We start from the raw sequence: 24468 nt of genomic DNA, 5'->3' as shown, positions 1-24468 counted from the left end.
GCTAATAAGATAATTAAAAATAAAAAAACGCCCACAAAGTGAGCGTTAATTAATAATTTGTTTTCAATTTTTAATTTTCAAAGTTAATGAAGTTCCTCGCAAGTAATTTTTATCAAATCGCAAGTTATGAAGAATTAATACATTGTTGCTTGGCGAAGTCTCTTGTCTACTTCTCTCTTCTTCATTGTCTCTCTCTTGTCCCAAAGCTTCTTACCCTTTGCCTTGGCTATTAGGACTTTGACTCTTCCCCTCTTTAGATAAACCTTTAGGGGAATAATTGTGTAGCCCTCTTGAGTTTTAACTTTTTCAAGACGAAGGATTTCTGCCTTGTGCATGAGGAGTTTTCTCTTCCTCATGGGGTCAACATTATAAATGTTTCCCTGCTCATAGGGCGAAATGTGCATGCCTGATACAAAAATTTCTCCCTTGTTGATGTCGCAGTAGGCATCCTTGATGTTGACATGACCTGCCCTTATGGACTTGACCTCAGTTCCAACAAGTTCAATCCCTGCTTCATAAGTGTCCTCGATAAAATAAAGATGGCTGGCTTTTTTATTGTTTGCTATTGCATCGTTTTTTTCCTTACTCATCTTCATCACCTACCATATTAAAATCAATGTTGCCCATGTTGAGGTCAACATTTACAACTTTTATAGTAACATCGTCGCCAATGTGAAATTCTTTTTTAGTCCTGTAGTCAATTGCCCTGTAGTTGTCTTGGTCAAATTCGTAGTAGCCATCCATGGTCCTGTAGCCCACAAGTCCTTCGATTAGGTTGTCTAGTTCAACAAACATTCCAAAGTTTGTGATAGATGAAATCCTACCCTTGTAGACTTCTCCAATTCTCTCAGACATGTATTCAGCCATCTTGATGTCTTCAACTTGCCTTTCAGCATCTTGGGCAACTTTTTCTGTCTTAGAAACTTGCTCTGCTATATCTGGCAAGATTGCCTTTAAGTTTGTAAGATCTCCCTTAGATAATTTGCCTTGGATATTCTTTTTTATAATTCTGTGGATTGCGAGGTCCGCGTACCTTCTTATTGGCGAAGTGAAATGGGAGTAGTGGTCAAAGGCCAAGCCAAAGTGGATGTCGTTTACTTCAGAATATCTTGCCTTTGCCATGGACCTTAGGGTCATAGTTGAGATAAACATCTCTTCCTTAGTCCCCTTTGCCTTCTCAAGGACCTTCTGCACATCTCTTGGCTCAACTTTTTCATCAAAGTTAATCATGTAGCCAAGTGGTCTCAAGTAAGAGTTGAGCTCTGAAATTTTTTCATCCTTTGGTCTCTCGTGAATCCTGTATAAAAATGGAATTTTCTTAAAATAATATTCCTTTGCCACGCAGACATTTGCCATTAACATGAAGTCTTCTATGAGCTTGTTGGCAGATCTCCTGTCCCTCTTGTGGATATTTTGTGGCCAACCTCTCTCGTCAACTTCAATGATAACTTCTGGTATGTCAAAGTCTATGGCGCCACCCTTTTCCCTCTTGTCTTCTAAAATTTTTGCAAGTTCATACATCTTGTCTAGGGTTTTCTCAAGTCCCTTTAGGGATTCATGTGTAATATTTTTTTCTAAGTAGTCAGAGACATTTTCATAAACTAGCCTTCTCTTAGAATTAATTACAGACTCAAGAATTTCATATTTTACTACTTCGCCCTTCTTGTCAATTTCTGCAAGAACAGATAAAGTTAACCTGTCCACACCCTCATTAAGGGAACAAATTCCATTGGAAAGTTCAAAGGGCAACATTGGTATAACCTTGTTTAAAAGGTAAACTGAGTTCCCCCTCTTGAAGGCCTCTTCATCTATGGCAGAGTACTCTTCAACATAGTGGGCAACATCTGCAATGTGAACTCCTAAGAGGTAGTTGCCATTCTTTGCAACTTCAAGAGAAACTGCGTCGTCAAAATCCTTGGAGTCTGCTCCATCAATTGTAAAAGTCATAAGATCTCTTAAGTCTCTCCTACCCTTTAGGTCTTCTTCCCTAACTTCTTGTGGAAGAGACTTGGCTTCAGATAGGGCAGCCTTGGAAAACTCCATGGGAAGGTCTAGGCCTGCAGCTACAGAAAGAATATCAACGTCAGGGTCTTCTGGGTAACCCAAGACTTCTACTATTCTTCCTTCAGGTTTTTTGTTTGCCTCTGGCCATTTTTCTATTTTTACAACAACCTTTTGACCATTTTTTGCTCCCTTGAATTTTTTCTTAGGAACGTAAATATCCATAGCCATCTTGCTCTCATCTGATACAACGAATCCAAAGTCCTTTTTGTTTTGAAAGACTCCAACGAATTTGCTGTTAACCCTTCTCACAATGGATAGGACCTTGCCCTCTGGCTTGTCGCCAAAGGAGTCCCTGTATCTCCTGACGATAACTTCGTCGCCATTTAAAGCATCCATAAGGTTGTTTCTTGATATATAAATATCTTCGTCAAGATTTTCGCTTATTAAAAATCCAAAACCCTTGGCATTTGTTTGAAGTTTTCCAAAAAAGAATTTATCATTGTCCACGAGTCTGTACTTTTTCCTGTGGTCCATGAAAATTAGGCCCTCTTTTTCGAGTTCCTCAAGGATCCTATTAAATTCTTTTTTCTCCTTGCTCTTAATTTTAAATAATCTAGCAAGTTCATCTTTTGTCCTTGGCTTCGAATTCTTAATGAGTTCTAAAATCTTTTCTTTAATCATTAAATCTTTGCTCCATAACTTGTCATATTAAATAAATTTGAATCAATTGAATAGTTATTTGCAGCTCTCTCACTGTGTCTTTCCTTGCCAAGTTCAATTAGTCTTGTGATTAAATCTTTAATCATAAGTCCATCAACCTCGTAAAGGTAGAATGCAATGGAACCTGGAAGGGTGTTGATTTCATTTACATAGGCCTTGTCGCCATCAACTAGGAAGTCAATCCTTGCCACACCTGCACCATCAATTGCTGAGAAGGCTTTTTTTGCAAGTTCTTTAATTTCTTTTTCAAGTTCTGGCTTAAGTTCTGCTGGAAGTTTTTTGTTTTGGTGCTTTTGAGATGACTTAGCTCCCTTAGATCCAGAAACATACTTGTCTTCATACTTTAAAAGGTCCTTAAATCCAAGAGGTTCTTCTGCTGCAGAAACCCTTAGGTCATTTTCGTAACCAAGGACTGCCACGTTAATTTCTCTTGGATTTACAACAGCTTCTTCTACAATAATTTTTCTGTCGTAGTGGGCTGCAACTTCAAGAGCCTTTGAAAGATCAAGGGCATTTTCTACTCTTGAAATCCCTATTGATGAGCCAAGGTTGGCTGGCTTAACAAAAAGTGGGAAGTTTAAGTCCTTGCACTTTTCTATAAGACCCTTTAGGTTCTTAAGTTCTTCCCTGTAGAAGTACTTGTACTTTGTCATTGGGATGCCTTCTGATTCAAAGACCTTTCTCATGATTACCTTGTCCATGCCAACAGCAGCAGACATAACTCCGCAGCCAGTGTAAGGCATGCCCATAAGTTCAAAAAGTCCTTGGGTACATCCATCTTCTCCAAAGGTTCCGTGAAGGGCAAAGAAGATTGCGTCAATTTTTTGGTAAACTTCTATTGAATCATATTCTGCCTTAAAAAGTTTTTTTGGATTGTGCTTTACATAATATAAGTTTTTGTTGCCATATTCTGGCTTGAAGAAAACTTCTACTCCATCGTGGAAGTCTTGATCCTTGTAGGCCTTGAAGTTCTTTAAGCTTTCTCCTGACAAAAACTTGCCATCTTTTGTAATATAAATTGGAATTGGATTGTACTTAGACTTATCCATGTTTTCAATAATTTGCATTCCTGTAATAACAGAAACTTCGTGTTCAACGGATCTTCCTCCGAAGATTACACCTATATTTTCCATTTTTTCACTCCTCATTGTAATTGTCAGGAAGGTCATTTTCAAAGAGAACGACATCTCCCGCCATTGAAATCTTTGCGAGAACCTTAGTTGCCTCGTCTAGTGAAGAAACCCTATAAATTTTTTCTTCATCAAAGTTTTTATCCTTAAGGCCTTCATAAATTGGAAGAGTTCTCTTTTTGCCAACTAAAATTGCAAAGTCGAGGACATCTGCCATAACTTGACCTATTTTTCTGTTTTCTTCTTCTTCCATATCTCCAAGCTCAACCATGCCTGGAGTTATAATTATCTTCCTGTGGTCTTTAAACTCTCTTAAAACATCCAGAGCAGCCCTAAAGCCCACTGGGTTTGAGTTAAAGGCATCGTCAATAACTATGGTATTGTTTGATGATGGAATAAGTGAAAGTCTGTGTTCCACTGGCTCAACCTTGGAAATCCCCCTTTGGATTTCTTCTAGGCTAAGTCCCAAGACATGAGCAGCAGTCGCCGCTGCAAGAAGGTTTGAAATGTTGTGAACTCCAAGAAGTCTTGTTGAGCACTTGATTTCTCCTACTCCCTTGATGTTGAGGACAAATTCTGACCCAGTCTCATTGACTTTTATTTCGTCTGCGTAGACATCTAGCTTGTCAAAGTCCTTTGTTCCATACCTGTAAGTCTTTTTCTTAGTCTTGTCTGCAAGGGGTTTAACATAGTCATTGTCGTAGTTAAAAATTGCAATACCATCTTCTGGTAGGTCTTCAATTAACTCGTACTTTGTTTTTTGTATATTTTCAATTGTCTTAAAAAGATGCATGTGAGTTGGTCCTATAGCAGTTATTATCCCAATATCTGGTTGAACAAGCTCTGCAACTTCGTGGATTTCTCCAGGAACTTTTGCTCCCAACTCTGCTATGAAAACTTCCCTGTCCCTTTCTAGTTCGTTGTTGATGATCTTTGAAAGCCCCATAGGAGTGTTAAAGGATGAAGGTGTGTTTTTAACCCTTAGACCTTCAGATAGGATTGTGTCCGAAATAAACTTAACTGAAGTCTTTCCAAAGGATCCTGTAATTCCAAGGACCTTTAAGCCTTCTTCTTCCTTGTATTTTTTTATTTTTGCCTGAGCTGACTTGTAAAATCCCATGTTTATCTTGTCTTCAGTAGGCTTTGCCCACTTGTTTGTCAAGATAAGTAGCCTGTATTGGTAAAAGTAAATTAAAAATGACAGGATTAGTGTAGCTAAAATTGAAATGACATAGGATCCTGACCCATCAAAAAGTCCCAATGAAAAAACAACTACAAGGACATAGGCAATAAAATTTACAAGCTTGTGCTTCTTTAAAAGCCTCTTTGCCCTATCGGTCCAAACTATGGGAGTCTTTTGATTTTTCTCTAGCTTATAGACTAACTTGTTCATCTTTTCCTTGTTGTTCTTTAAAAAAGTCTTGTATTCATCATTGTCATAGCCCTCTAATTGGAGCATGTGGATGGGAAAGTTGCTCCTAATTAGGGAATAATAAAGGGCCAGGCATATGATTACAAAATCTATTAAGTAAATTGGCAGTCTCTGTAAAAAATATTCCATGAAAATCTCCTAATCTAAAAACGAATTAATAACTGCATTAAACTGACCAAACTTGTCAAGGTAGGAATAGTGTCCCGCTCCTTCTAGGACAACTAGGCCAGAATTTTTTATCTCTTCTTCAAATATCTTACCCATATAAAGAGGAGTTGCCTCATCCTTGTCTCCCCAAATCAGGAGGGATTCTGCATCAATATTCTTGAATTCCTCTCTTGTGGACTCATTTACCACCTTTACAAAGCACTTGCGCATAATTCCATCTGCTGCTTGGTAGTCATCAGACCCATGTTTTTTATAAAACTTTGCCATGGCCTCTTCATTATTGCCATGAGTTAGCATATAGAATTTTTTTGCTGCCTTAAAGGAATATACCTTGGCATAATAGGAAAGCTTTCTCTTGGGAAGGACTCCCGATGCGTCAATTATTATAAGCTTTTCAACCCTGTCCTTATTTCTTGACCCCAAAATCGTAAGAGTCTTGCCACCAAAGGAGTGACCCACAAAAGTCGCCTTCTTAATATTAAAGTGGTCCAAAAACTTTAAGAGAAATTCATAATAGTCATAGGTCCCCATGACTTCCTTTGGGTTTTCGCTGTCGCCAAAGCCTGGTGCATCATAGGCATAAACTGTGTAACCCTCTGGGATAGCATTAAAAATCGGCATAATTGACTCAATATATGCACCCCAACCGTGGAGAATGACAAGGACTTTCTCACCACCCTCCCTCTTAATATATGCAGTTTTTATACCGTCTATTTCAACAAATTCTTTATTTATTTTCATCTTCATCTTCTTCTATAAAAATAATTGAGCCCTGGTCTTCTTCATCTCTTACAAAAATCGAAGAGGACTCATAAACATCTTGGCTAGAATTTTCTTCTGTAAAATTTATACCAGATGTCTTTTCACTTAAGTCAAGGCCCATCTTTAGTGAAGAAATTCTTGACTCTAACCTCTCTATTTCTTGCAAGGTCTCACTCACATCGAGATTAGATCCCTCACCCTTAAGGGCATGGTATTGGTGCTTGCCAAGCTTTTCAAAGGCCTCACTTAGCTTTCTCTCTTCATTTAAAAGTTCGTATCTCAACCTTGCTGCCTTTTTAATTTCTTGCGACTCACTCACAAGTTTCTTCTTTAGATAATTTAGATTACCAACTAGGTCATCTAAATTGCCATCAAGACTGTCAAAAAATCCCACAATATCACCTCGAATCTATGTTATTATACCAAAAATCTCATATCTTTTAAATACTGCCCTTGTTTTCTTTATTTTTAATTGGGTAAAAAAGATTTGGAGGGATATTATGGAAAAATTAACACTTTATGTAGGAACAGTTTGCCCTTTCTGTAAAAAGGTAGAAGCCTTCATGGAAGATGCAGGCATTGACTCTGTAGAAATAAAAAACATTGACCAAGATAAAGAAGCTCGTGAATATTTAATTGAAAAAGGCGGCAAAAAGCAAGTGCCTTGCCTCTTCATTGGAGACAAGCCTCTTTATGAATCACTTGACATTATTAAATACCTAAAAGAAAATGTAGCTTAAATTTTTATAAGAAAAAAGACAGGGATTACTCAATGAGTTTAATCTCTGTCTTTTTTGTTTCTTCTTCTGTTTTTCTTTCTCTTTTTTCGCGATAGCAATATATTTTTAGACTTGGAAATAGTGTAAGAGTTCAAAATTAAATTAACAACATTGCATAGGATTATTATCTTTATGGCGAAGACCCTTGGCATGTGATAGCTTGTTAAAAAAATCAAACTAATGATGCTAAAGATGTCAACGAAATATTCCACATACATAGTCTTTGAAAAAAATGTGTTCTCTGAAAATTTAAAATTCACAGATAATACATTTATAAAAAATAAAATCATGACAAAGGAATAAGTAGCTATGGAAATATTTATGCTGGCAGTCAAAATGTAGACTTGTAGCATAAAGTACATGGAAAACTTCACCATGAGTAGGCCTATCTCATAGACCTCTAGCTTTAACTTTTTGGACTCGTAGAGGTTGTCTATGTCCCATTCGTCCATAAGGGCTCTTAAGATCTTAGTAGTCTTAATCTTTTCGCAAATCCATGATGGCAAAAGGCTCAAGATGAAAATGCTAACTACAAGGCTCTTTAAGATGTCAAACAAACTTGTCCCTTGGAAGCGTCTAAAGTAGTTAAAGGTAAATATTACAAGGCCAAGAAGGGCAGATATTGAAAGTATCTTTAAAAAGGCCTTAAAGATTTCATAATTCTTTCCACTTAAGAGGAAGTTACCTGGGTCACTATAGGCTCCTGCAAACTCGTAGGGGTTCCCCATCCTATTTAATTCTTTTTTTATGTCTTCTTCTGTGTAAATCTCTGGAAGTCTATCTCTCAGTATATCTAAAAAATCCTCTTTGGCAGCCTCTTGCTTGTCATAGGGGATGTATCTTTGCAAATAATAAATATATCTATCGACGAGTTCATGTTCAATTAATTTCATAAAATCATCCTCATATACATTATAAGTTAAATATTGGTTCTTTTAAACGACTAATCACAAATTTAAAAATTATTTTTACTTTATTTTTACAGCCTATAAATTTTTGATTTCTTTGTAGTTTTTGAATTTCTTTATAGTTTTTGAATTTTTTTTTAAGTTTTAAAAAGCTTACAAGTTTAAATTTTTTATAAATTATTTCTTACTTCATAACTTTTAAAGACTTAGTCTCTCAAACAAAAAAACCAATAAAAAAAAGTCCTGTTACCAGGACTCTCTTAATCAAGTACATAAACTTTTACATTTCTTCTTCCAAAATTTCTAGCTTGGGAACTTGTGCTGTAGAATAAGTCGATTCTATTTCCCTTAATTGCTCCACCAGTATCTTCTGCTGTAGCATAGCCATAAGATGCAAATCCATCCATACTTTCAATGTAAAGCTTTGAACCTAGCGGGATAACCCTAGGGTCAACTGCAACTGCGCCAACTCTTGCTCTTGTTCCCATAGCAGTCTTTGAACCTGCGGTTGGGTCATAAGCAGTAGCTTGCATAACAATTACTCTCTTAGCTGACTTTCCATTAGGAGCAGCAGATCCTTGTTTAGTTCCAACTTCTACAACTTCCTTTACAGGCTCCTTTGTAATTTCACTTTTTAGGACTTCAGTAGATTCTAAATTTCCATTTACATAAGTGTTCTTTAGGTTCTCTAGCTTTTCTCCAACTTGTCCCTTAGTTATTACTTTCTTTTCATCCTTAAACATTTCATTGTTTTCACGAGTTTCTGTTTCAAAAGGAATTTCAACCTTGTTAACTAAGTTTTCTTCAACAACTCTATCAATTTTAATTTCCATTCCTTGCTTAGCAATTTCATCAAGAGGAAGGGAAACTCTGTCAAGCTTGTTTAGTTTTATGTCAAGATTTTCAAGTACATCAGCAACTGTGTATCCATTTGCTTCTGCAATTAATGTCTTGTTTCCATCTTTGATGTGGTAGGACTTTGGTGAAGTTATAAGGATCTTAGTGTCCTTAGTAATTTCTTCATCAAGACCTGGACTTACAAGGTCCTTGTTCTTAAGAACAATGCCTTCTTTTTCCAAGAAGTCTCCTACTGTTTTTTCATATGTAAAAACTGTCTTAGTCTTTCCATTGATATTTAGTTCAACATCTTTACCTAGAGCCGTGCTAAAACCCATTGTCAGGATTGACACAAGAGCTAAGGCAATCAATATAAATTTCGCATTTCTAAAAATGTTCTTTTTATTCAAAAATATTACCTCCATAAATTCAGTTACAAATTTGTAGCTTTTGTTACTACTTTGTAACCTCTTCTAATCTTTTAAGAGTATATTAAAAAAAATAAGATTTGTCAATTTTTTTGTAACTTTTTTGTAAATTTCTCGATAAAGGGCTTAGTTAAGCCATCTTAGAATTTATATAAATTAAATCTATTTTAAAATAAAAATAAATTCTCTCTCAAAGCCTGAAAATTAGGGATTCTTTATGGAATATTACGTTTGTGTTACAAAATCTTATGAAGTTTTCCTTATTTTGCTAATTTTTTGATAAAAATAACATTTAGTAAGTGAATTTTAAATTATTTCTAATAAGGGACTTGCCCTCCTTAAAAAAAAAAAAAGCTTAAAAAATTAAAAACAAAATAATTTTCTAAGCTTTATCTTTTTAATTTTTAAAATTAAGACATTAGTTTTTCTACAAAACGCCTAGCCAGCTTGGCAGTAAAGCCCCAAATAATATGTCCATCATATTCATAAAAGAGGACTTCTTCTCTTCCCCTTCTAAACTTATAATTGATACCATTGGGAATCAAGTGGTAGGGAAAGTCTTCGTTCCTCTCAACCCTTAAGTCGATCTTATAGGACTTGGGTTTGGTCTCTAAAAAATAGGAAAGTGGAACTGTGAATACCTTCTCAACCTCATCTAATGATGGAGAGATTTTGTCAAAGTCTCTTTTGATTTCTCCAATGAAGCTGTAAATAATTGCTGCATATGGATTTACTACAAAGTCTCCCTCAGAAAAAATTTCAATCTCATCTTCTGAAATTAAAAGCTCTTCTGAAGTCTCCCTAAGAGCTGCGTCCCTTGGACTTTCTCCCTCTTCAATTCTACCTCCTGGGAAGGAAATTTCTCCAGGTTGATTTCTAAGAGTAAAAGCCCTCTCCTCAAAGATTAGATGAATTTCCCCATCTCTTTTTATAAGAGGAATCATGACGGAAAACCTATTTTTCACGTCAACGGGCATAGGTTTTATTTCTTGGACCTTGGCTTTAATTTTTTCTAAATTTAAGTCTTGGTCAGTTGACATTTTCTATCTCCCTCATTAATTCTTCTACTGTGTAAATCCTAAACCTATCAATCTGTCTTTTGTTACCTTCTCTTTCAAGAAGCATGTATAGAAGCTCATCATACCTAAAGTTTTCTGGCATTTCCAATTCTTCTGCAAGCTTTGGAGCATAGTCTTCAAAGATTATCCTTGCAATCTTACTTTCACTTTCCTTAACCTTGTCCCTTAGGAGTCTGTAAATATATTTTAGGCTCTCCTCTTCATCAAGAGGCATAATATAGTAGTCCTCTCCCCTAAGACCCTTAATAGCCCTAAAGGCATCGAAGTAGCCAAGTTTTATTAAGTCGTCAGCCTTTTCCTTGTCAAAGCCAAGAGATGATCCAAGATTTTTATTTGGCTTGATAATATAACTTGCCCTTTCAATATTTTTAAGTGGTTGCCTTGAAAGTCTCACTAAGACAATATCTGTGTCTTCATCAATCATCTCCATAGGAGCAGGCGATGCAAAGCCTCCGTCAATAAAATACTTGCCGTGAAGACGTTGCAATTTAAAAAAGGGAAGATAACAAGAGGCAATAATATAATCCTTTAAAAGGCCCTCTTCAATATCATCCTTAAATAATCTTTCAACTTTGAGGTCAGATACATTCACTGTACACATTCCAAAATCCACATCAGAGGACCTGAGTTTATCTTCATCAATGAACTGGTCCACTAACCTGTAAAGAGGATAGGGAGACCTTGTAAGTTCTGGAATCTTTATATCGTGTTCCCTAAGTTTATCTACAATTTTCGAAAATAAATTTTCATCTTTTTCTATTTCTTGTAACTCAGTTTCAAAGGCAGAAAAGTCCAAAGACTTCCAGGCCTTAAAACATTCATAGGCATCTCCTTGAGCAAACATTGCCCCATTAAAGGCGCCTATAGAAGTTCCAACAATTTTTGAAAAATCAAATCCCATTTCCATGAGGGCGAAGTAGGCACCTACTTGGTAGGCACCCTTAGCTCCTCCGCCTTCAAGAACTAATGCCCATTTTTTCATTCTGCACTTCCTAATTCAGATGTACAATGTGGACATCTTGTAGCATTGATATCAATCTTAGACTTACAGAAAGGACATTCCTTTTCTGTTGGCACTGGAGCTTCTTCTTCCTTCTTGAATTTATCAGTAACTTTTGCAATTTGTTTGATCATAACGAAAATAACAAAAGCGATAATCAAGAAATCAAAAACTGATTGTAAAAATATTCCATACTTAACTTCAGCAGTACCCACTGTGACAGCAAGATTTTCGAAGCTAACGCCACCAAGCAAGATACCAATGAGTGGCATTAGGATGTTTTCAACAAGGCTTGAAACGATCTTGCCAAAGGCTCCACCTATGATAACACCTACAGCCATGTCCATAACATTACCTTTCGCAATAAATTCTCTAAATTCATCAGCAAACTTTTTCATTTTTCCTCCTTTATATCAAAGTAATAATTTAAATATAATTCCTTACTAATATTAATTACCCATATAGATAATAAAAAAACTGTAAACAAAAAATCCCAAGCCAATACCGTGACTTGAGATTTTCTTCTATAGTATATTCAATTAAATAAATTTTTGTATTTTATTACTTCATCTTTAAAGTTCTCACTATTAAAACTAAGCCTGAATTTCTTTTGTCTCTTCTTTACCCTTGTTTAAAAATATGTCCACCAGGGCACCTCCAAGTATAAATATCATTCCAATAATTACATTTTTGGGAGGGACTTCTCCATTAAAGAGTAGAACCCAAATTGGATTAAGGATTGGCTCAGAAAGTCCAATTATAACTGCTCTCTCTAACTTGACTCTTCTTAGGCCCCAAGAGTAGAGGGCATAAGAAAGTCCTGAGATTAAAATTCCTGCCAAGACTATTAAAACTATGTCAGAAATTTTTCTTGGTGGACTTCCAAAGTTAAAGGGTAAGGCTAGGGCATAGAGCCCGCAGCAAATTAAATTAATAATTGAAACAATACCCAGAGGATTGCCTTCTCTTACCTTTTGTAAGAATTGCGAATAAAATACAAAGGACAGTCCTATGGCAAGTCCTGTGAAGATGGCAAAGTAGTTTTTCTCTTTAAATATTCCCAAAATATTTACTATAACTCCAATAAAAATAAAAGCAAAGACTAGCAGGTTCTTCTTTTCTATTTTTTTGTCCTTAATAAAGTTATAGACAATAAGATACATTGGTGCTGTGTATTGTAGAGATATTGCCATGGCTGAAGTGGATATTTGTGTTGTAATTGTCAGTGTTAACAAAAATAGTGCCATAGCAATTGCCGCTAAGATTACATATTTTCTTGGTCTAATGGGCTTGGACCTAATAAAGCCAGCTAGGAAGATTCCTCCAACAGCACTCCTTATTAGTGTTATCCAAATTGCACTTGCATCCACTGTCTTAACAATAAAGCCTGACAAACTCCAAAGGACTACTGCAGCAAAAATTGCAAAATAACCTTTCTTTTCGTAGCTCATATTTTTCCTCTACTAAAGAGATCCCACCTCCTAAATTATTAATAATTAGGTGTTTTATCCGTTCAAATAAAAACAACTTGATAATTATCAGACTTTTCTAATTAATTGATTCTAGTTCCTTAGTTTTAAAAATATTGATAATAAATATATTATTAATTATTAATTACTAATATAAAATATAATAATGAGACGAGCCTATAAGCAGCCTCGTCCCTTTCAATTTTATTTTTTTCTTCAACATACTTGTATTTTAATAAGATTATCAAAATATCTTCTTACTTAATCTATTTCTCTTAGAAACACTTTAAAAGTTTCATAGAAATTTATCACAGATGGAATGTTTGCTGATTCAGAAGGACTGTGAAGACCTGTATGATTTGGTCCAACACTAATAATATCAAGACTAGGATTCTTGTTTATTAGATATCCCGCTTCTAAACCGGCAGGTGAGACTTTTATTTCTAATTTTTTATTCAGTTCTTTTTCAAAAATTTCCTTATATATATTTCTTAATTTGCTATTAGGATTAAATCTCCATCCTGGATATTCTGCATAAATCTCTACATTTCCATCATATATACCTGCAATCGTAGAAATTTTGTTATAAGTGTATTCAACTTGAGATCTTTCCATAGCCCTTATCTCATTAATAAATTTAACACAATCATCTTCAATTTTTATTTCACCTAAATTATTAGATGAAATAACTACATGGTTTTTAGGATCTACTTCAAAAATTCCATTAGGATATAATTTTATAATATTTATTATTTTATTAAAATCTTCAGATTTTATTGCTTCTTGTTCAGAATTTGACTCTTCAGATTTAACGCAAATAGTATCTGAAAAAGAATTATATTCATAATGAAGCTCTTTTTCAAAGTCACCAAGGATATTGTCTATTTCATTTTTATCCAAATCTGTACTAATAATGGCGTAACATTCTCTAGGAATAGCAAGTCTAAAAGTACCACCATTGATATCCAAAATTTCTATACTATGTTCAAGTTTTTCTAATAGTCGAGATAAAGTTATAATGGCATTACCTCTACCTTTTTCTATATCTTCTCCAGAATGTCCTCCTAAAAATCCACTAACTTTTATTTTAAAAATATTTTTAAATTTTCTGTTTTGCCTATTGATTTTTAACGAGAAGGTTACTCCAGCTCCACCATTACTACCTGCTATGATTTCATCATCTTTACTATTGTCAATGTTAATAGCTCTATTCCCTATTATCCAATCCTTTGATAGATTATTTACACCGCTAAAATCATCCTCCTCTACAGTCGTAAATATTGCTGTAATTGGAGGGTGTGACATTTCCTTATCTTCTAGGATTGACATTATTACTGCTACGCCAATTCCATTATCAGCACCAAGAGTCGTCTTCCCACCTGTATTAAGTTCATCTCCGTCAATTTGAACAGGAATAGGATCATTATCAAAGTCAAAATCAAAGCCATCTTTTTTTTGACAAACCATATCCAAATGAGCTTGCAAAATTAATGCTTCTTTATTTTCTCCACCATTTTGACCATCTTTTAAAATTAGTAGATTAAATTTATCGTCTTGTTTAACATTAAGATTAAGTTTTTCTGCCCAATTTTTTAAATAATTTGACACTTTTTTTTCTTTAAATGATGGTCTAGGAATTTCTGTAAGTTTTAAAAAATTATTAAAAACTTGAATCTCTCTAAGATCATTAATTGATTTATATTTTTTCATTATTACCTCCTAGAATGGTCCAAGGCCAATATTAACAGCAACAATACATGCTACAATTCCTATTAGGTACCATAATAAAACTAATTTCCAGAACCATTTAATCCACTTTCCATAAGATATGTTCATCATTCCAAGTGCAACCATTATTGTAGCTTCTGCTGGTGAAAGCAAGTTTGTTATTCCATCACCCATGTGAAAAGCTAGTGCAACAGTTTGTCTTGTTATACCAAGAACGTCTGCCATTGGTACTAAAATAGGCATAACTAGTACTGCTTTTCCTGAACCAGATGGCACAAATAAATTTATTATTGATATTACGATAAATGATAATGGAGCAGATACTATTGAAGGAATATTTGCTAAAAATCCAGTCAAAGCATGTACGATAACATCAAGTATATGACCATCCATCATTACTATTGTCAAACCTCTTGCTAATCCAACACATAAACAAGGATATAGTAAATCTGAAGCTCCTTTTACAAAAGCATTCACTACTTCGTTTATTGGTTTACCTGAAATAATTGTTATAACTATAGTTAATAGAATAAAAACTGCTGCCATTTCTCCTAAGTAAAAATGATATACAATTACGCCATATACAATTCCTATAACAGCTAATACAAAAGCTAATAATACCAATTTATGTCTTATAGTAAATTCAATATTTGTTGAGATCTCTTCTCTATATTTGCTTGTCTTATCTTCTTCATATGATAATGATAACTTAGGATTTTTGTGAATTTTATCTGCATATCTATATATGTATGCAATTGTTACAATAAGTGTTATTGCCCACAAAACTAGTCTAAATCCAATTCCTGAATATGGTGGTAATTCTGCTATTTGTTGTGAAATGCCTAATGTGAAAGGGTTCATAACTCCACCTACATAACCAACAGCAACGCCACATATACCTATTACAACACCTGTTATAGAGTCAAATCCTAAGGCTAAACATAAGGTTATTTGCATTGGTAAAAAAGCCAGACATTCTTCAAAGTTTCCTAAGAAAGCTCCTCCCAAAGCCCATAAAGTTACGAAAAATACTACAACGAGTTTTTCTTTGCCCTTTAACTTAGATGCTGTTTTTGAAAGCAATGCTTCCAAAGCGCCTGTTAAATTTAATACTCCAAAAGCTCCACCTATAATTAATAGGAATGAAGTTATTTCAGAAGAATCAACAAGTCCTTGATGGACAGAAGATAACACTTTCCAAAGACCAACTGGTGTATTTTCAATATAGTGGAATGAACTTGGATCAACCATTTCTCTACCAGTTTCAGGATCTAATATCCTTGTATATTCGCCAGCTGGAACTAAATAAGTTAAGATTGATACAACTACCATTAAAATACATATTAATAGTAGTGCATCGGGTGATTTAAATTTTTTTAATTTTTCTTTTAATTTACTCATTTTAATACCTCCTAAATAAAATATAACACCCTTCGAAACACAATTATAATAATAGTGAATATAATATAATCAATATACCACAAGCTTACTATTCTCTTAATATTTTTTATCTTTTATTAAATCCATTATATTTTTGACTAACTATATTGATTATATTTTACTAAAACAACTTTCAGGACAATATCTAACAAAACCAATTTAATTATTCCTTTTTTTAATTAATACTTTATAAGTTTTTATACTCATCATATTAATAATAAGATAATTATCCTATTTACCTTCAATTAACTTATTCTCTTATATTTAACTTAATTCCCCCTACTAATCACCAAATCTTAGAGTTGTCATTTTATAATAAATAAAAATCTCCATCTAAAATTGAAAATTAATTCTGATATTAAAATTCATATAATATACTTCGATATATTTAAATTTTAACAACTTATTATAGACTTATTTTTTATAAATTGCTTTTTTATAAAAAATTCAATTCATACATAATTACTTTATAATAGAAAGTTTTAATATAACCTTTTCCCATAAATCAGATACATTTTATAGATCTTTTTTATGTAAATATTTTTTACTATTTCTATTTTGCATTATCTAGGACATAATCAAAAATTTCTAAAAATGCTTTTTCATGGGCTTCCAAATCTAACTTGTCTAACTGAATCATGGCCTCGTATACATAAGATTCGTGTACGCTGATTATTATTTTTAGGGTTATGTCAGATTTTTCTTCATCTATTATCCCTTCACTAACTAGCTGGTCTACTATTTGCTTATCTCTAGAATACATATTCCCCTGAGTCAAGAGACCTCTTAGGAGCTCATCGTGACCTTCAAGATCATCAGGAAATATATCATAGTATTCTTTTATAACCTCTAATAACATAGGACTGTATTTTCCAAAAAACATATTATGGAAAATTATTGGCGACCTAAAGGCATAGTAGTTAAAAGTTTCATAAACTGTCCTATACTTTTCTAAAGTTGTCATTTCCTTTTTAATATTCTTTGCCAAGGCCGAAGTGTATTCTCTCAAGTATCTAATTGATGCAAATAAAATTAGATGTTCTAGATCTTCAAAGTAGTAGTAAATAGTTGCCGAGTTGTAGCCTGCCCTCTTAGCTATTTTTCTTATTGAAATCTTGTCTATATCATCTTCCTTCATGAGGTCTTCTGTGGCCTCAATAAAACATGTCATTACTTTTTTCTTTTTTTCGTTAACCCCCATAAACCTTATCAACTCCAACCATAAAAAATTTTAATCGCGATTAATCTTTTTTCAATCATGATTATATTATTGAATTTTCACTTTGTCAATGCTTTATTAAAATAAATTTTTAAATGTATAACTTTGTAAATTTATAATCAATTTATTTTATTATTTAACTATTTAGTAAAAAATCATAATAGTTTTTTTGAATAAAACTAACTAATATTTATCTTAGTTGATAAGATTATATTAGTCCTTATTTTAAAGCATCTCTTTATCGATTTACTTACAAATAATTTACAGAAAATTTAAAACAAAAAAGACCTGGGAATTATTCCCAGATCTCTCATAATCTTCTAAATTTTAAATTTGTTTTAAGGTTACCTTATTCTTTTCCAAAAGTTCCATGGCGTAGTCGTCCACCCTGTAAGCTTCGTGGTAGATTATTTCTCTTATGCCTGCTTGGATCAGGGCCTTTGTGCAGTTAAGGCAAGGAAAGTGGGTCACGTAAGCCTTGGCTCCTCTGACTGATATTCCTTCCTTGGCGCAGTACAAGAGGGCATTCATCTCTGCGTGGATTGTGGCTATGCAGTGGCCGTCACGCATTGTGTGTCCCACTTCGTCGCAGTGGGGGTTGCCTGTTACTGATCCATTGTAGCCTGTTGAAATTATCCTGTTGTCAGAGTTCACAAGGACGCATCCCACGAAGGCCCTGTCGCAAGTGGACCTTGTTGCAACCATTTCTGTTATCTCCATAAAATATTCATCCCAAGATTTTCTCATTTTGCCTCCTTTGCAAGTTTATCAACTAACTCATTGTACTTGACCCCAGTGTGGGCCTCAACTTTTATAAATTTCACTTCCAACTTGTCCTTTATGGAATCATAAAAGTTCTTGTAGTAAATCGTCCCTTCCTTATTTGTCTTCCAAAAACCAAGAGCCCATGACCTTATGCCTTCGTAGTCGTAGTGAAGGTAGATTTTTTTCTTGCCAAGCTTTGCTGCTTCTTCCATGGCACGCATAGCTCCCTTGATTTCTCCCGACACATTTCTCATGTCTGAGTCCTTGAAAAATCTCTTTGAGTAAGTGTACTCTTCTTCACCATTAAACATGTAGACTCCATAGGAGTGGGACTTGTCGCTGTTCCTGTAGGATCCGTCGACGTAAACTACAAGCTCATCCTTTTCCGCTGACTCCTTCTTGTCTTCTTCTATTTCATTTATAAAGGCCTCAGCATCTTCACGAGTGGAAAACTTTTTGAAACTTGCTCCCTTAAAGCCCATGGTTTCTCGCTTGCACTCATCCCAAGTGTGATAGATGCCAGGATTTCTTCCTATTCTAACTGCGTAATACTTCATGTTCACCTCAAAATTTTGTCATTTGTCAACTATGTCTACTTATTATATAATTAGAAGTAATTAGAAGTCTAGACTTTTGGAGGTAAAAATGAACAAAGAACAATTTGAAAGAATGAAAAATGGCAAGGGCTTCATTGCTGCTCTTGACCAATCTGGTGGATCAACACCTAAGGCCCTATTAAATTATGGTGTGACTGAAGATGCTTATTCAAACGAAGAAGAAATGTTTGAACAAGTTCACGAAATGAGAAAGAGAATTATAAAGGATAAGGCCTTTACATCTGATAGAATTTTAGCTGCAATCCTATTTAAGGTTACTATGAATTCTAAAATCGATGGCAAGTTCACTGGCGACTATCTTTGGGAAGAAAAGGGCATAGTTCCAATCCTTAAGGTTGACGAAGGACTTGATGTAGAAAAAGACGGCGCACAACTTATGAAACCTTTCAAGCACATTGACGAGCTTCTTGCAAATGCAAAGGAAAGAAATATCTTTGGAACTAAGATGCGTTCTGTTGTAAAGGAACTCAACGAAGAATCCATTAAGAAAGTTGTTGAACAACAATTTAACTACGCAAAGAAAATTTCTGCAGCAGGATTTGTTCCTATTATCGAGCCAGAAGTTGACATACACGCTAAGGACAAGGCTGAAATCGAAGAAGTCCTTAAAAAATATCTTGTGGAAGAACTAAAAAAATTAGACAAGGATACTTATGTAATGTTTAAGTTAACTCTTCCAGAAAAGGAAAATCTTTACGAAGACCTTTACGACTTTGATCAAACTGTTAGAATTGTTGCCCTATCTGGTGGCTACTCAAGAGATGACGCCAACGAAAAGCTTAGAAAAAACAGGGGCGTAATTGCTTCCTACTCAAGAGCCCTTACTGAAGGACTTAATGTAAATCAAACTGCAGAAGAATTTACAAAAATGCTTGATGACTCTATCGAAAAGAACTACTCAGCTTCAGTTGAAAAATAAAGTGTAAGATTTTTAAGATCTCCAATTTTGGAGGTCTTTTTTTTATTTTGTTTCTTGATTTGCAAATGTTTTTTCTTATTTTGTAACCCTAGCTAAAGCTTGTATTGATGCAGTTTATTGTTGACAATTATTTTTTCATAATGTAAACTATTGCATAGATAATAAACATTATCTGGAGTGCTGTCCGCTAGTTAAATTTTTAATGACCGGGGTTCTCTATGGGATACTGTCCGCTAGTTAATTTAATATTAATGACCGGGGTTCCTCTATAACTTTTTTATTATTATATGGAGGTTTTTTATGAAGAAGTATCAATTAGACGTACCTACACCACATTCCTACACTTATGTAACAAAAAATATTCCAAATGTTACAGTTGAACAAAGGGAAAGAGCTCTTAAGGCTACTCACTACAATGAATTTGCCTTCCCTGCAGGAATGTTAACTATTGACATGCTTTCAGACTCAGGAACTACAGCCATGACAGATGTTCAATGGTCTGCAATGTTCTTAGGAGATGAATCTTATGGTAGAAACAAGGGCTACTATGTCCTTCTTGATGCCTTTAGGGATGTATTCGAAAGAGGCGACGATCAAAAAAGAATCATCGACCTTGTAAGAACTGACTGCGAAGATGTTGAAAAAATGATGGACGAAGTTTACCTTTGCGAATATGAAGGCGGCCTATTTAATGGTGGTTCTGCCCAAATGGAAAGACCAAATACCTTTATCATTCAACAAGGTCGTGCAGCTGAATCCGTTTTATTCGAACTTGTCAAAAAAATATTAAACGCAAGAGAACCAGGAAAGATTTATACTATTCCTTCAAACGGTCACTTTGACACTACTGAAGGTAATATTAAACAAATGGGTTCAATCCCAAGAAACCTATACAATAAAAAATTACTTTGGGAAGTTCCTGAAAATGGTCATTATGAAAAGAATCCATTTAAGGGCAACATGGACACTGAAAAACTAGAAGAACTTATCACTAAGTTAGGACCTGAAAATGTGCCACTAATTTACACTACTATCACTAACAACACAGTTTGTGGTCAACCAGTTTCTATGGCAAACTTGAGAGAATGTTCAAGAATTGCTCATAAGTATGATATACCTTATATGTTTGATGCTGCTAGATGGGCAGAAAATGCTTACTTCATCAAGGTTAATGAAGAAGGTTACGCTTACAAGTCAATTCCAGAAATCGCAAAAGAAATGTTCTCTTACTGCGATGGTTTTACTGCATCACTTAAAAAAGACGGACACGCAAATATGGGTGGCGTACTTGCCTTTAGAGATAAGGGCCTATTCTGGAAGAAGTTCTCTGACTTTAACGAAGACGGCACTGTTAAAACTGACGTAGGTATCCTCCTAAAAGTTAAACAAATTTCTTCTTACGGCAACGACTCCTATGGTGGAATGAGTGGTAGAGATATTATGGCTCTTGCTGCAGGTCTTTATGAAGCAGCTAAGTTTGATTATCTTGATGCTCGTGTTAAGCAATGTGAATACCTTGCTCAAGGTTTCTACAAGGCTGGCGTTAAAGGAGTTGTACTTCCTGCAGGTGGACACGGTGTTTATATCAACATGGACGAATTCTTCGACAACAAGAGGGGACCAGAAACTTTTGCAGGTCAAGGCTTCTCTGTGGAATTAATAAGAAGATATGGAATTAGAACTGCAGAACTTGGTAACTACTCAATGGAATATGATCTAAAGACTCCAGAACAACAAGCTGAAGTAGCAAACGTAGTTCGTTTCGCAATAAATCGAAGTCAACTTTCTAAGGAACACATGGATTATGTTATAGCAGCAGTTAAGGCTCTTTATGAAGATCGTGCTACTATTCCTAATATTAGAATAGTAAAGGGAAAGAACCTTCCAATGCGTCACTTCCACGCTTTCCTTGAAACTTATGAACCTTCTGAAGATGAAAAATAAATTTCTCTAAACTTTTTTATAAATACAAAAAATTAAATAAGCCCCTCTTAATTGAGGGGCAAATTACCCTTTAAGGAGAAAAATTATGGATAACAACTTAAAAACTCGTGATGGTTTTAAAAGCAAATGGGGCTTTATACTAGCTTGTATTGGCTCTGCAGTTGGTATGGGTAATATTTGGAGATTCCCTATAATGGTTTCAACTTATGGTGGGATGACTTTTCTCATTCCTTATTTTATCTTTGTAACCTTAATAGGATCTACAGGAGTAATTTCCGAAATGGCACTAGGCAGGTCAGCCGAAGCTGGACCAGTTGGCGCCTTTGGAAAATGTACAGAATTAAGAACTGGCAATAAAAAGCCTGGCGAATTAATTGGTCTTATCCCAGTTCTCGGATCTTTGGCACTAGCTATAGGCTACACTTGTGTAATGGCTTGGATTTTTAAATATACCTTCCTTTCTCTATCAGGTCACCTTTATGAAATGGGACAAGATATGGATGTAATTGGTGGTACCTTTGGCCTAACAGCGAGAGCCTTTGGTGCAAACACCTGGGTAGTAATAGCAATTCTTGCAAGCTTTGCCATAATGGTAATGGGTGTATCTGGTGGAATTGAAAAGGCAAACAAAATTATGATGCCAGCCCTATTTATTTTATTTGTAGGACTTGCATTCTACATCTGCACTCTTCCAGGTGCTTCAAATGGCTATAAATATATTTTCACAGTAAATCCTGATGGATTAAAGGATCCTAAGGTTTGGATATTTGCCTTTGGGCAAGCCTTCTTCTCCTTATCAGTAGCAGGATCAGGAACTGTAATTTATGGATCTTACCTTCCTAAAAATGAATGTATTCCATCATCAGCAAGGAATGTTGCAGTCTTTGACACAATAGCAGCCCTCTTGGCAGCCTTTGTAATCATCCCTGCAATGGCAGCAGCTGATGCACCACTTGATACAGGTGGCCCTGGCCTTATGTTTATCTTCCTTGTAAATGTATTTAACGGTATGCCTATTGGAAGAATTATTGGAATGATTTTCTACATCTGCGTTCTATTTGCAGGCGTATCTTCAATAATAAACCTTTACGAAACACCAGTTGCCTACCTACAAGAAAAATTCAATGCATCAAGATTTCTTGCAACTACTATCATCCACATCATTGGTTGTGTCGTTGCAATTCTAATCCAAGGAATAGTAAGTGGTTGGATGGATGTAGTATCAATTTACATTTGCCCACTTGGAGCAGCCCTTGCAGGCATAATGTTCCTTTGGGTCGCAGGCAAAGACTATGTCCTTGCAGCAGTAAATGAAGGATCACCTAAGGGAATTGGATCCTGGTACTATCCATTAGCAAAATATGTATATGTAACAGCTGCCATAGTAGCCCTAATAGCAGGCGCAATACTTGGTGGCATTGGTTGATATAATTTAGTAAACAAAAAAGTGTTGGCTTTTGTAATAGCCAGCACTTTTCTTTTGCTTACCTTTTCTCAAAAATTATCCTTTTTGTTTCTAAGGTCTATAAATTCATCTAAGTCCTTTGCCAAGAAAAAAGGATTTATTTTTTTCTCTTTTCCAATTGTTGTAGGAAGAGTGATCTCGTCATCTTCTCTAAGCTTCTTTACTCTTTCATACTCCCTATCCAAGTCCTCATTAGAAATTACAGACTTGGCAAATTCTAAGTTGGCAAGAGAATACTCGTGAGCAGGATAAACCACAGTGTCATCAGCTAAGTTTTTTAACTTGTTGAGACCCTCATAGGATTTTTTGTAGTCCTTAGTGAAGACCCTGCCGCAACCTGCAAGGAAGAGGGCATCTCCACAGAATAAGTTACCATCAATGAGATAAGAAATGTGGTCTTCAGTGTGACCTCCCGTTGAAATAACCTTGAAATTTTCTCCAAGAAGATCAAATTCATCTCCGTCCTTTAAATTCACGTCGTTGTATTCACTAGTTTCCCTAGGTCCATAAACCTTTGGGTCGTATTTAATCTTAAGTTCGTCAAGGCCACCTACGTGGTCCATGTGCTTGTGGGTTAAAAGAATATAATCAAGTTTTCTGCCCTTCAAATAATCTATAACAGGACCTGCATCGCCAGGATCAACAAGGAGAACCTTGCCGCCCTTCTCAATAGTCCAAATGTAATTGTCATTAAAAGCTTTAATATATTTAATATCCATAAAACACCTCATAATATTCATACTCTTATTGGTGGGATTTAAACATGGGAGGGTTTTGTTATGCTTATTAAGTTATAATTTAAATTTTTTGTTAGTTGATAAGAATTTTATTAAGTCCTTATTTTCTATTTTGTGACTTCTTAATGAGTACAAAAAACAGAATGATTAAAATTTGAAAGCATCTTGCTAAGAATATCCTAGGTCAAAAATTGTCTTATTTTCAAATCGAAGAACTTCGGCTAAAATCGCACTGTTTGAGCGAAGCGAGTTTGCGATTTTAGAAGTTCGAGATTTAGAAAATAGCAATTTTTGTAATGAGATATTCGAGCAAGATGGTTTTTTGTATTAACTAGATTGATTGAAGTTATATTTCCTTATCTACTCATAATCTATTATATTTTACCTTTGCCATAGAAAAAAAAACAGTCAACTTAATGACTGCCTTTAATTATGCTTTTTCTGTACTTACTTAATTCGACTCACTTGAAAATGCTCATTATTCATTCGCATTGGCTGAGACTTGATCAAATTTCTGTAAGAAATTTTGATAAGTCTGCCCGCAGATTTTTGCTTGCAAACAATCTGTGTTCCCTTATTTTTCGCTGGATAGGGTTCTTCATAAACTTTGCTTGAAATTAAAAAAGACAGTCAACTTTGTGACTGCCTTTAATTATGCTTTTTCTGTACTTACTTAATCCGACTCGCTTGAAAATTCTCCTTATTCGGTCGCATTGGCTGAGACTTGATCAAATTTCTGTAAGAAATTTTGATAAGTCTGCCCGCAGATTTTTGCTTGTCAAAAATCTGTATTCCTTTATTTTCCGCTGGATAAGATTTTTCATCAGCTCATGCTTCGCTTACGCTTGTGTTCTAAATTAAAGCATAAAAAAGACAGCCTCTTTGTGACTGCCTTTAATTATGCTTTTTCTGTACTTA

The 24468-nt window shown here is 34.8% G+C and carries 22 protein-coding genes; 4 read left to right on the top strand and 18 right to left on the bottom strand.

The window, feature by feature from the left end:
- Positions 1 to 134: 134 nt before the first annotated feature.
- From smpB to ACWPVO_RS01570, 6 genes are read right to left on the bottom strand one after another with little or no spacing between them, the layout of a single operon-like run.
- Positions 135 to 590, bottom strand: coding sequence for an SsrA-binding protein SmpB (gene smpB, locus ACWPVO_RS01595; RefSeq protein ID WP_060799588.1), 456 nt, complete (start codon positions 588 to 590; stop codon positions 135 to 137).
- Entirely contained in the window at positions 583 to 2685 is a 2103-nt protein-coding gene (gene rnr / locus ACWPVO_RS01590) for a ribonuclease R (protein WP_454206103.1), read from the bottom strand. Before rnr ends, smpB begins: the two co-directional genes overlap by 8 nt.
- Positions 2685 to 3857 carry a D-alanine--D-alanine ligase family protein gene (locus ACWPVO_RS01585; protein ID WP_454206101.1) on the bottom strand — a complete coding sequence of 391 codons (1173 nt, stop codon included), beginning with the start codon at positions 3855 to 3857 and terminating at the stop codon, positions 2685 to 2687. The genes rnr and ACWPVO_RS01585 overlap by 1 nt, the downstream gene beginning before the upstream one ends.
- A gap of 4 nt (positions 3858 to 3861) precedes the next feature.
- Positions 3862 to 5415: a UDP-N-acetylmuramoyl-tripeptide--D-alanyl-D-alanine ligase gene (locus ACWPVO_RS01580; RefSeq protein WP_454206099.1), complete on the bottom strand. Its 1554-nt coding sequence runs from the start codon at positions 5413 to 5415 to the stop codon at positions 3862 to 3864.
- A 9-nt stretch (positions 5416 to 5424) separates the two neighbouring features.
- A complete protein-coding gene (locus ACWPVO_RS01575) occupies positions 5425 to 6195 on the bottom strand; it encodes an alpha/beta fold hydrolase (protein WP_454206097.1) in 771 nt (256 codons plus the stop codon).
- Positions 6182 to 6610: a hypothetical protein gene (locus ACWPVO_RS01570; protein ID WP_454206095.1), complete on the bottom strand. Its 429-nt coding sequence runs from the start codon at positions 6608 to 6610 to the stop codon at positions 6182 to 6184. The genes ACWPVO_RS01575 and ACWPVO_RS01570 overlap by 14 nt, the downstream gene beginning before the upstream one ends.
- Positions 6611 to 6716: 106 nt before the next feature.
- On the opposite strand from ACWPVO_RS01570, the gene ACWPVO_RS01565 reads away from it, so the two are divergent.
- A complete protein-coding gene (locus ACWPVO_RS01565) occupies positions 6717 to 6956 on the top strand; it encodes a glutaredoxin family protein (RefSeq protein WP_195443667.1) in 240 nt (79 codons plus the stop codon).
- 38 nt (positions 6957 to 6994) lie between these two features.
- Here ACWPVO_RS01565 and ACWPVO_RS01560 read toward each other — a convergent pair whose 3' ends face one another.
- The 11 genes from ACWPVO_RS01560 to ACWPVO_RS01510 form a co-directional block, all read right to left on the bottom strand.
- Entirely contained in the window at positions 6995 to 7888 is an 894-nt protein-coding gene (locus tag ACWPVO_RS01560; RefSeq protein ID WP_454206093.1) for a hypothetical protein, read from the bottom strand.
- Positions 7889 to 8163: 275 nt separating this feature from the next.
- Positions 8164 to 9150: a 3D domain-containing protein gene (locus ACWPVO_RS01555; protein WP_148465130.1), complete on the bottom strand. Its 987-nt coding sequence runs from the start codon at positions 9148 to 9150 to the stop codon at positions 8164 to 8166.
- A gap of 428 nt (positions 9151 to 9578) precedes the next feature.
- A complete protein-coding gene (locus ACWPVO_RS01550) occupies positions 9579 to 10208 on the bottom strand; it encodes an NUDIX hydrolase (RefSeq protein ID WP_060799597.1) in 630 nt (209 codons plus the stop codon).
- Positions 10198 to 11229, bottom strand: a complete 1032-nt coding sequence (locus ACWPVO_RS01545; RefSeq protein ID WP_454206091.1) for a patatin-like phospholipase family protein — start codon at positions 11227 to 11229, stop codon at positions 10198 to 10200. The genes ACWPVO_RS01550 and ACWPVO_RS01545 overlap by 11 nt, the downstream gene beginning before the upstream one ends.
- Positions 11226 to 11645, bottom strand: a complete 420-nt coding sequence (mscL, locus tag ACWPVO_RS01540) for a large conductance mechanosensitive channel protein MscL (RefSeq protein ID WP_454206089.1) — start codon at positions 11643 to 11645, stop codon at positions 11226 to 11228. Before mscL ends, ACWPVO_RS01545 begins: the two co-directional genes overlap by 4 nt.
- Before the next feature lie 195 nt (positions 11646 to 11840).
- Positions 11841 to 12698 carry a DMT family transporter gene (locus tag ACWPVO_RS01535; RefSeq protein WP_005957512.1) on the bottom strand — a complete coding sequence of 286 codons (858 nt, stop codon included), beginning with the start codon at positions 12696 to 12698 and terminating at the stop codon, positions 11841 to 11843.
- 279 nt (positions 12699 to 12977) lie between these two features.
- Complete coding sequence (pepD, locus tag ACWPVO_RS01530) at positions 12978 to 14426, bottom strand: beta-Ala-His dipeptidase (RefSeq protein WP_454206086.1); 1449 nt, start codon at positions 14424 to 14426, stop codon at positions 12978 to 12980.
- Positions 14427 to 14435: 9 nt separating this feature from the next.
- On the bottom strand, positions 14436 to 15845 hold the full coding sequence (locus ACWPVO_RS01525) for a YfcC family protein (protein WP_005957463.1): 1410 nt from the start codon (positions 15843 to 15845) through the stop codon (positions 14436 to 14438).
- Between the two features lie 592 nt (positions 15846 to 16437).
- Positions 16438 to 17085: a TetR/AcrR family transcriptional regulator gene (locus ACWPVO_RS01520; protein WP_270675905.1), complete on the bottom strand. Its 648-nt coding sequence runs from the start codon at positions 17083 to 17085 to the stop codon at positions 16438 to 16440.
- Between the two features lie 345 nt (positions 17086 to 17430).
- Positions 17431 to 17850 (bottom strand): deoxycytidylate deaminase, encoded by a 420-nt coding sequence (locus ACWPVO_RS01515; protein ID WP_282925456.1) that lies wholly within the window; start codon positions 17848 to 17850, stop codon positions 17431 to 17433.
- The gene (locus ACWPVO_RS01510; RefSeq protein WP_454206083.1) at positions 17847 to 18425 is read right to left on the bottom strand and encodes a ribonuclease H1 domain-containing protein; all 579 of its coding nucleotides are present in this window, start codon (positions 18423 to 18425) and stop codon (positions 17847 to 17849) included. The genes ACWPVO_RS01515 and ACWPVO_RS01510 overlap by 4 nt, the downstream gene beginning before the upstream one ends.
- A gap of 88 nt (positions 18426 to 18513) precedes the next feature.
- On the opposite strand from ACWPVO_RS01510, the gene ACWPVO_RS01505 reads away from it, so the two are divergent.
- The 3 genes from ACWPVO_RS01505 (at position 18514) to ACWPVO_RS01495 (ending at position 22774) form a co-directional block, all read left to right on the top strand.
- A complete protein-coding gene (locus ACWPVO_RS01505; RefSeq protein WP_454206081.1) occupies positions 18514 to 19404 on the top strand; it encodes a fructose bisphosphate aldolase in 891 nt (296 codons plus the stop codon).
- 300 nt (positions 19405 to 19704) lie between these two features.
- Positions 19705 to 21348 (top strand): tryptophanase, encoded by a 1644-nt coding sequence (locus tag ACWPVO_RS01500; RefSeq protein WP_454206079.1) that lies wholly within the window; start codon positions 19705 to 19707, stop codon positions 21346 to 21348.
- Positions 21349 to 21433: 85 nt separating this feature from the next.
- Positions 21434 to 22774 carry a sodium-dependent transporter gene (locus ACWPVO_RS01495; RefSeq protein ID WP_285072662.1) on the top strand — a complete coding sequence of 447 codons (1341 nt, stop codon included), beginning with the start codon at positions 21434 to 21436 and terminating at the stop codon, positions 22772 to 22774.
- A gap of 68 nt (positions 22775 to 22842) precedes the next feature.
- Here the strand turns inward: ACWPVO_RS01495 and gloB are convergent, their stop codons facing one another.
- Positions 22843 to 23532: a hydroxyacylglutathione hydrolase gene (gloB, locus tag ACWPVO_RS01490; protein WP_454206077.1), complete on the bottom strand. Its 690-nt coding sequence runs from the start codon at positions 23530 to 23532 to the stop codon at positions 22843 to 22845.
- Positions 23533 to 24468 lie beyond the last annotated feature (936 nt).

This window comes from Peptoniphilus sp. Marseille-Q6390, assembly GCF_965119475.1.
This window is presented reverse-complemented; position numbering and strand designations above follow the sequence as displayed.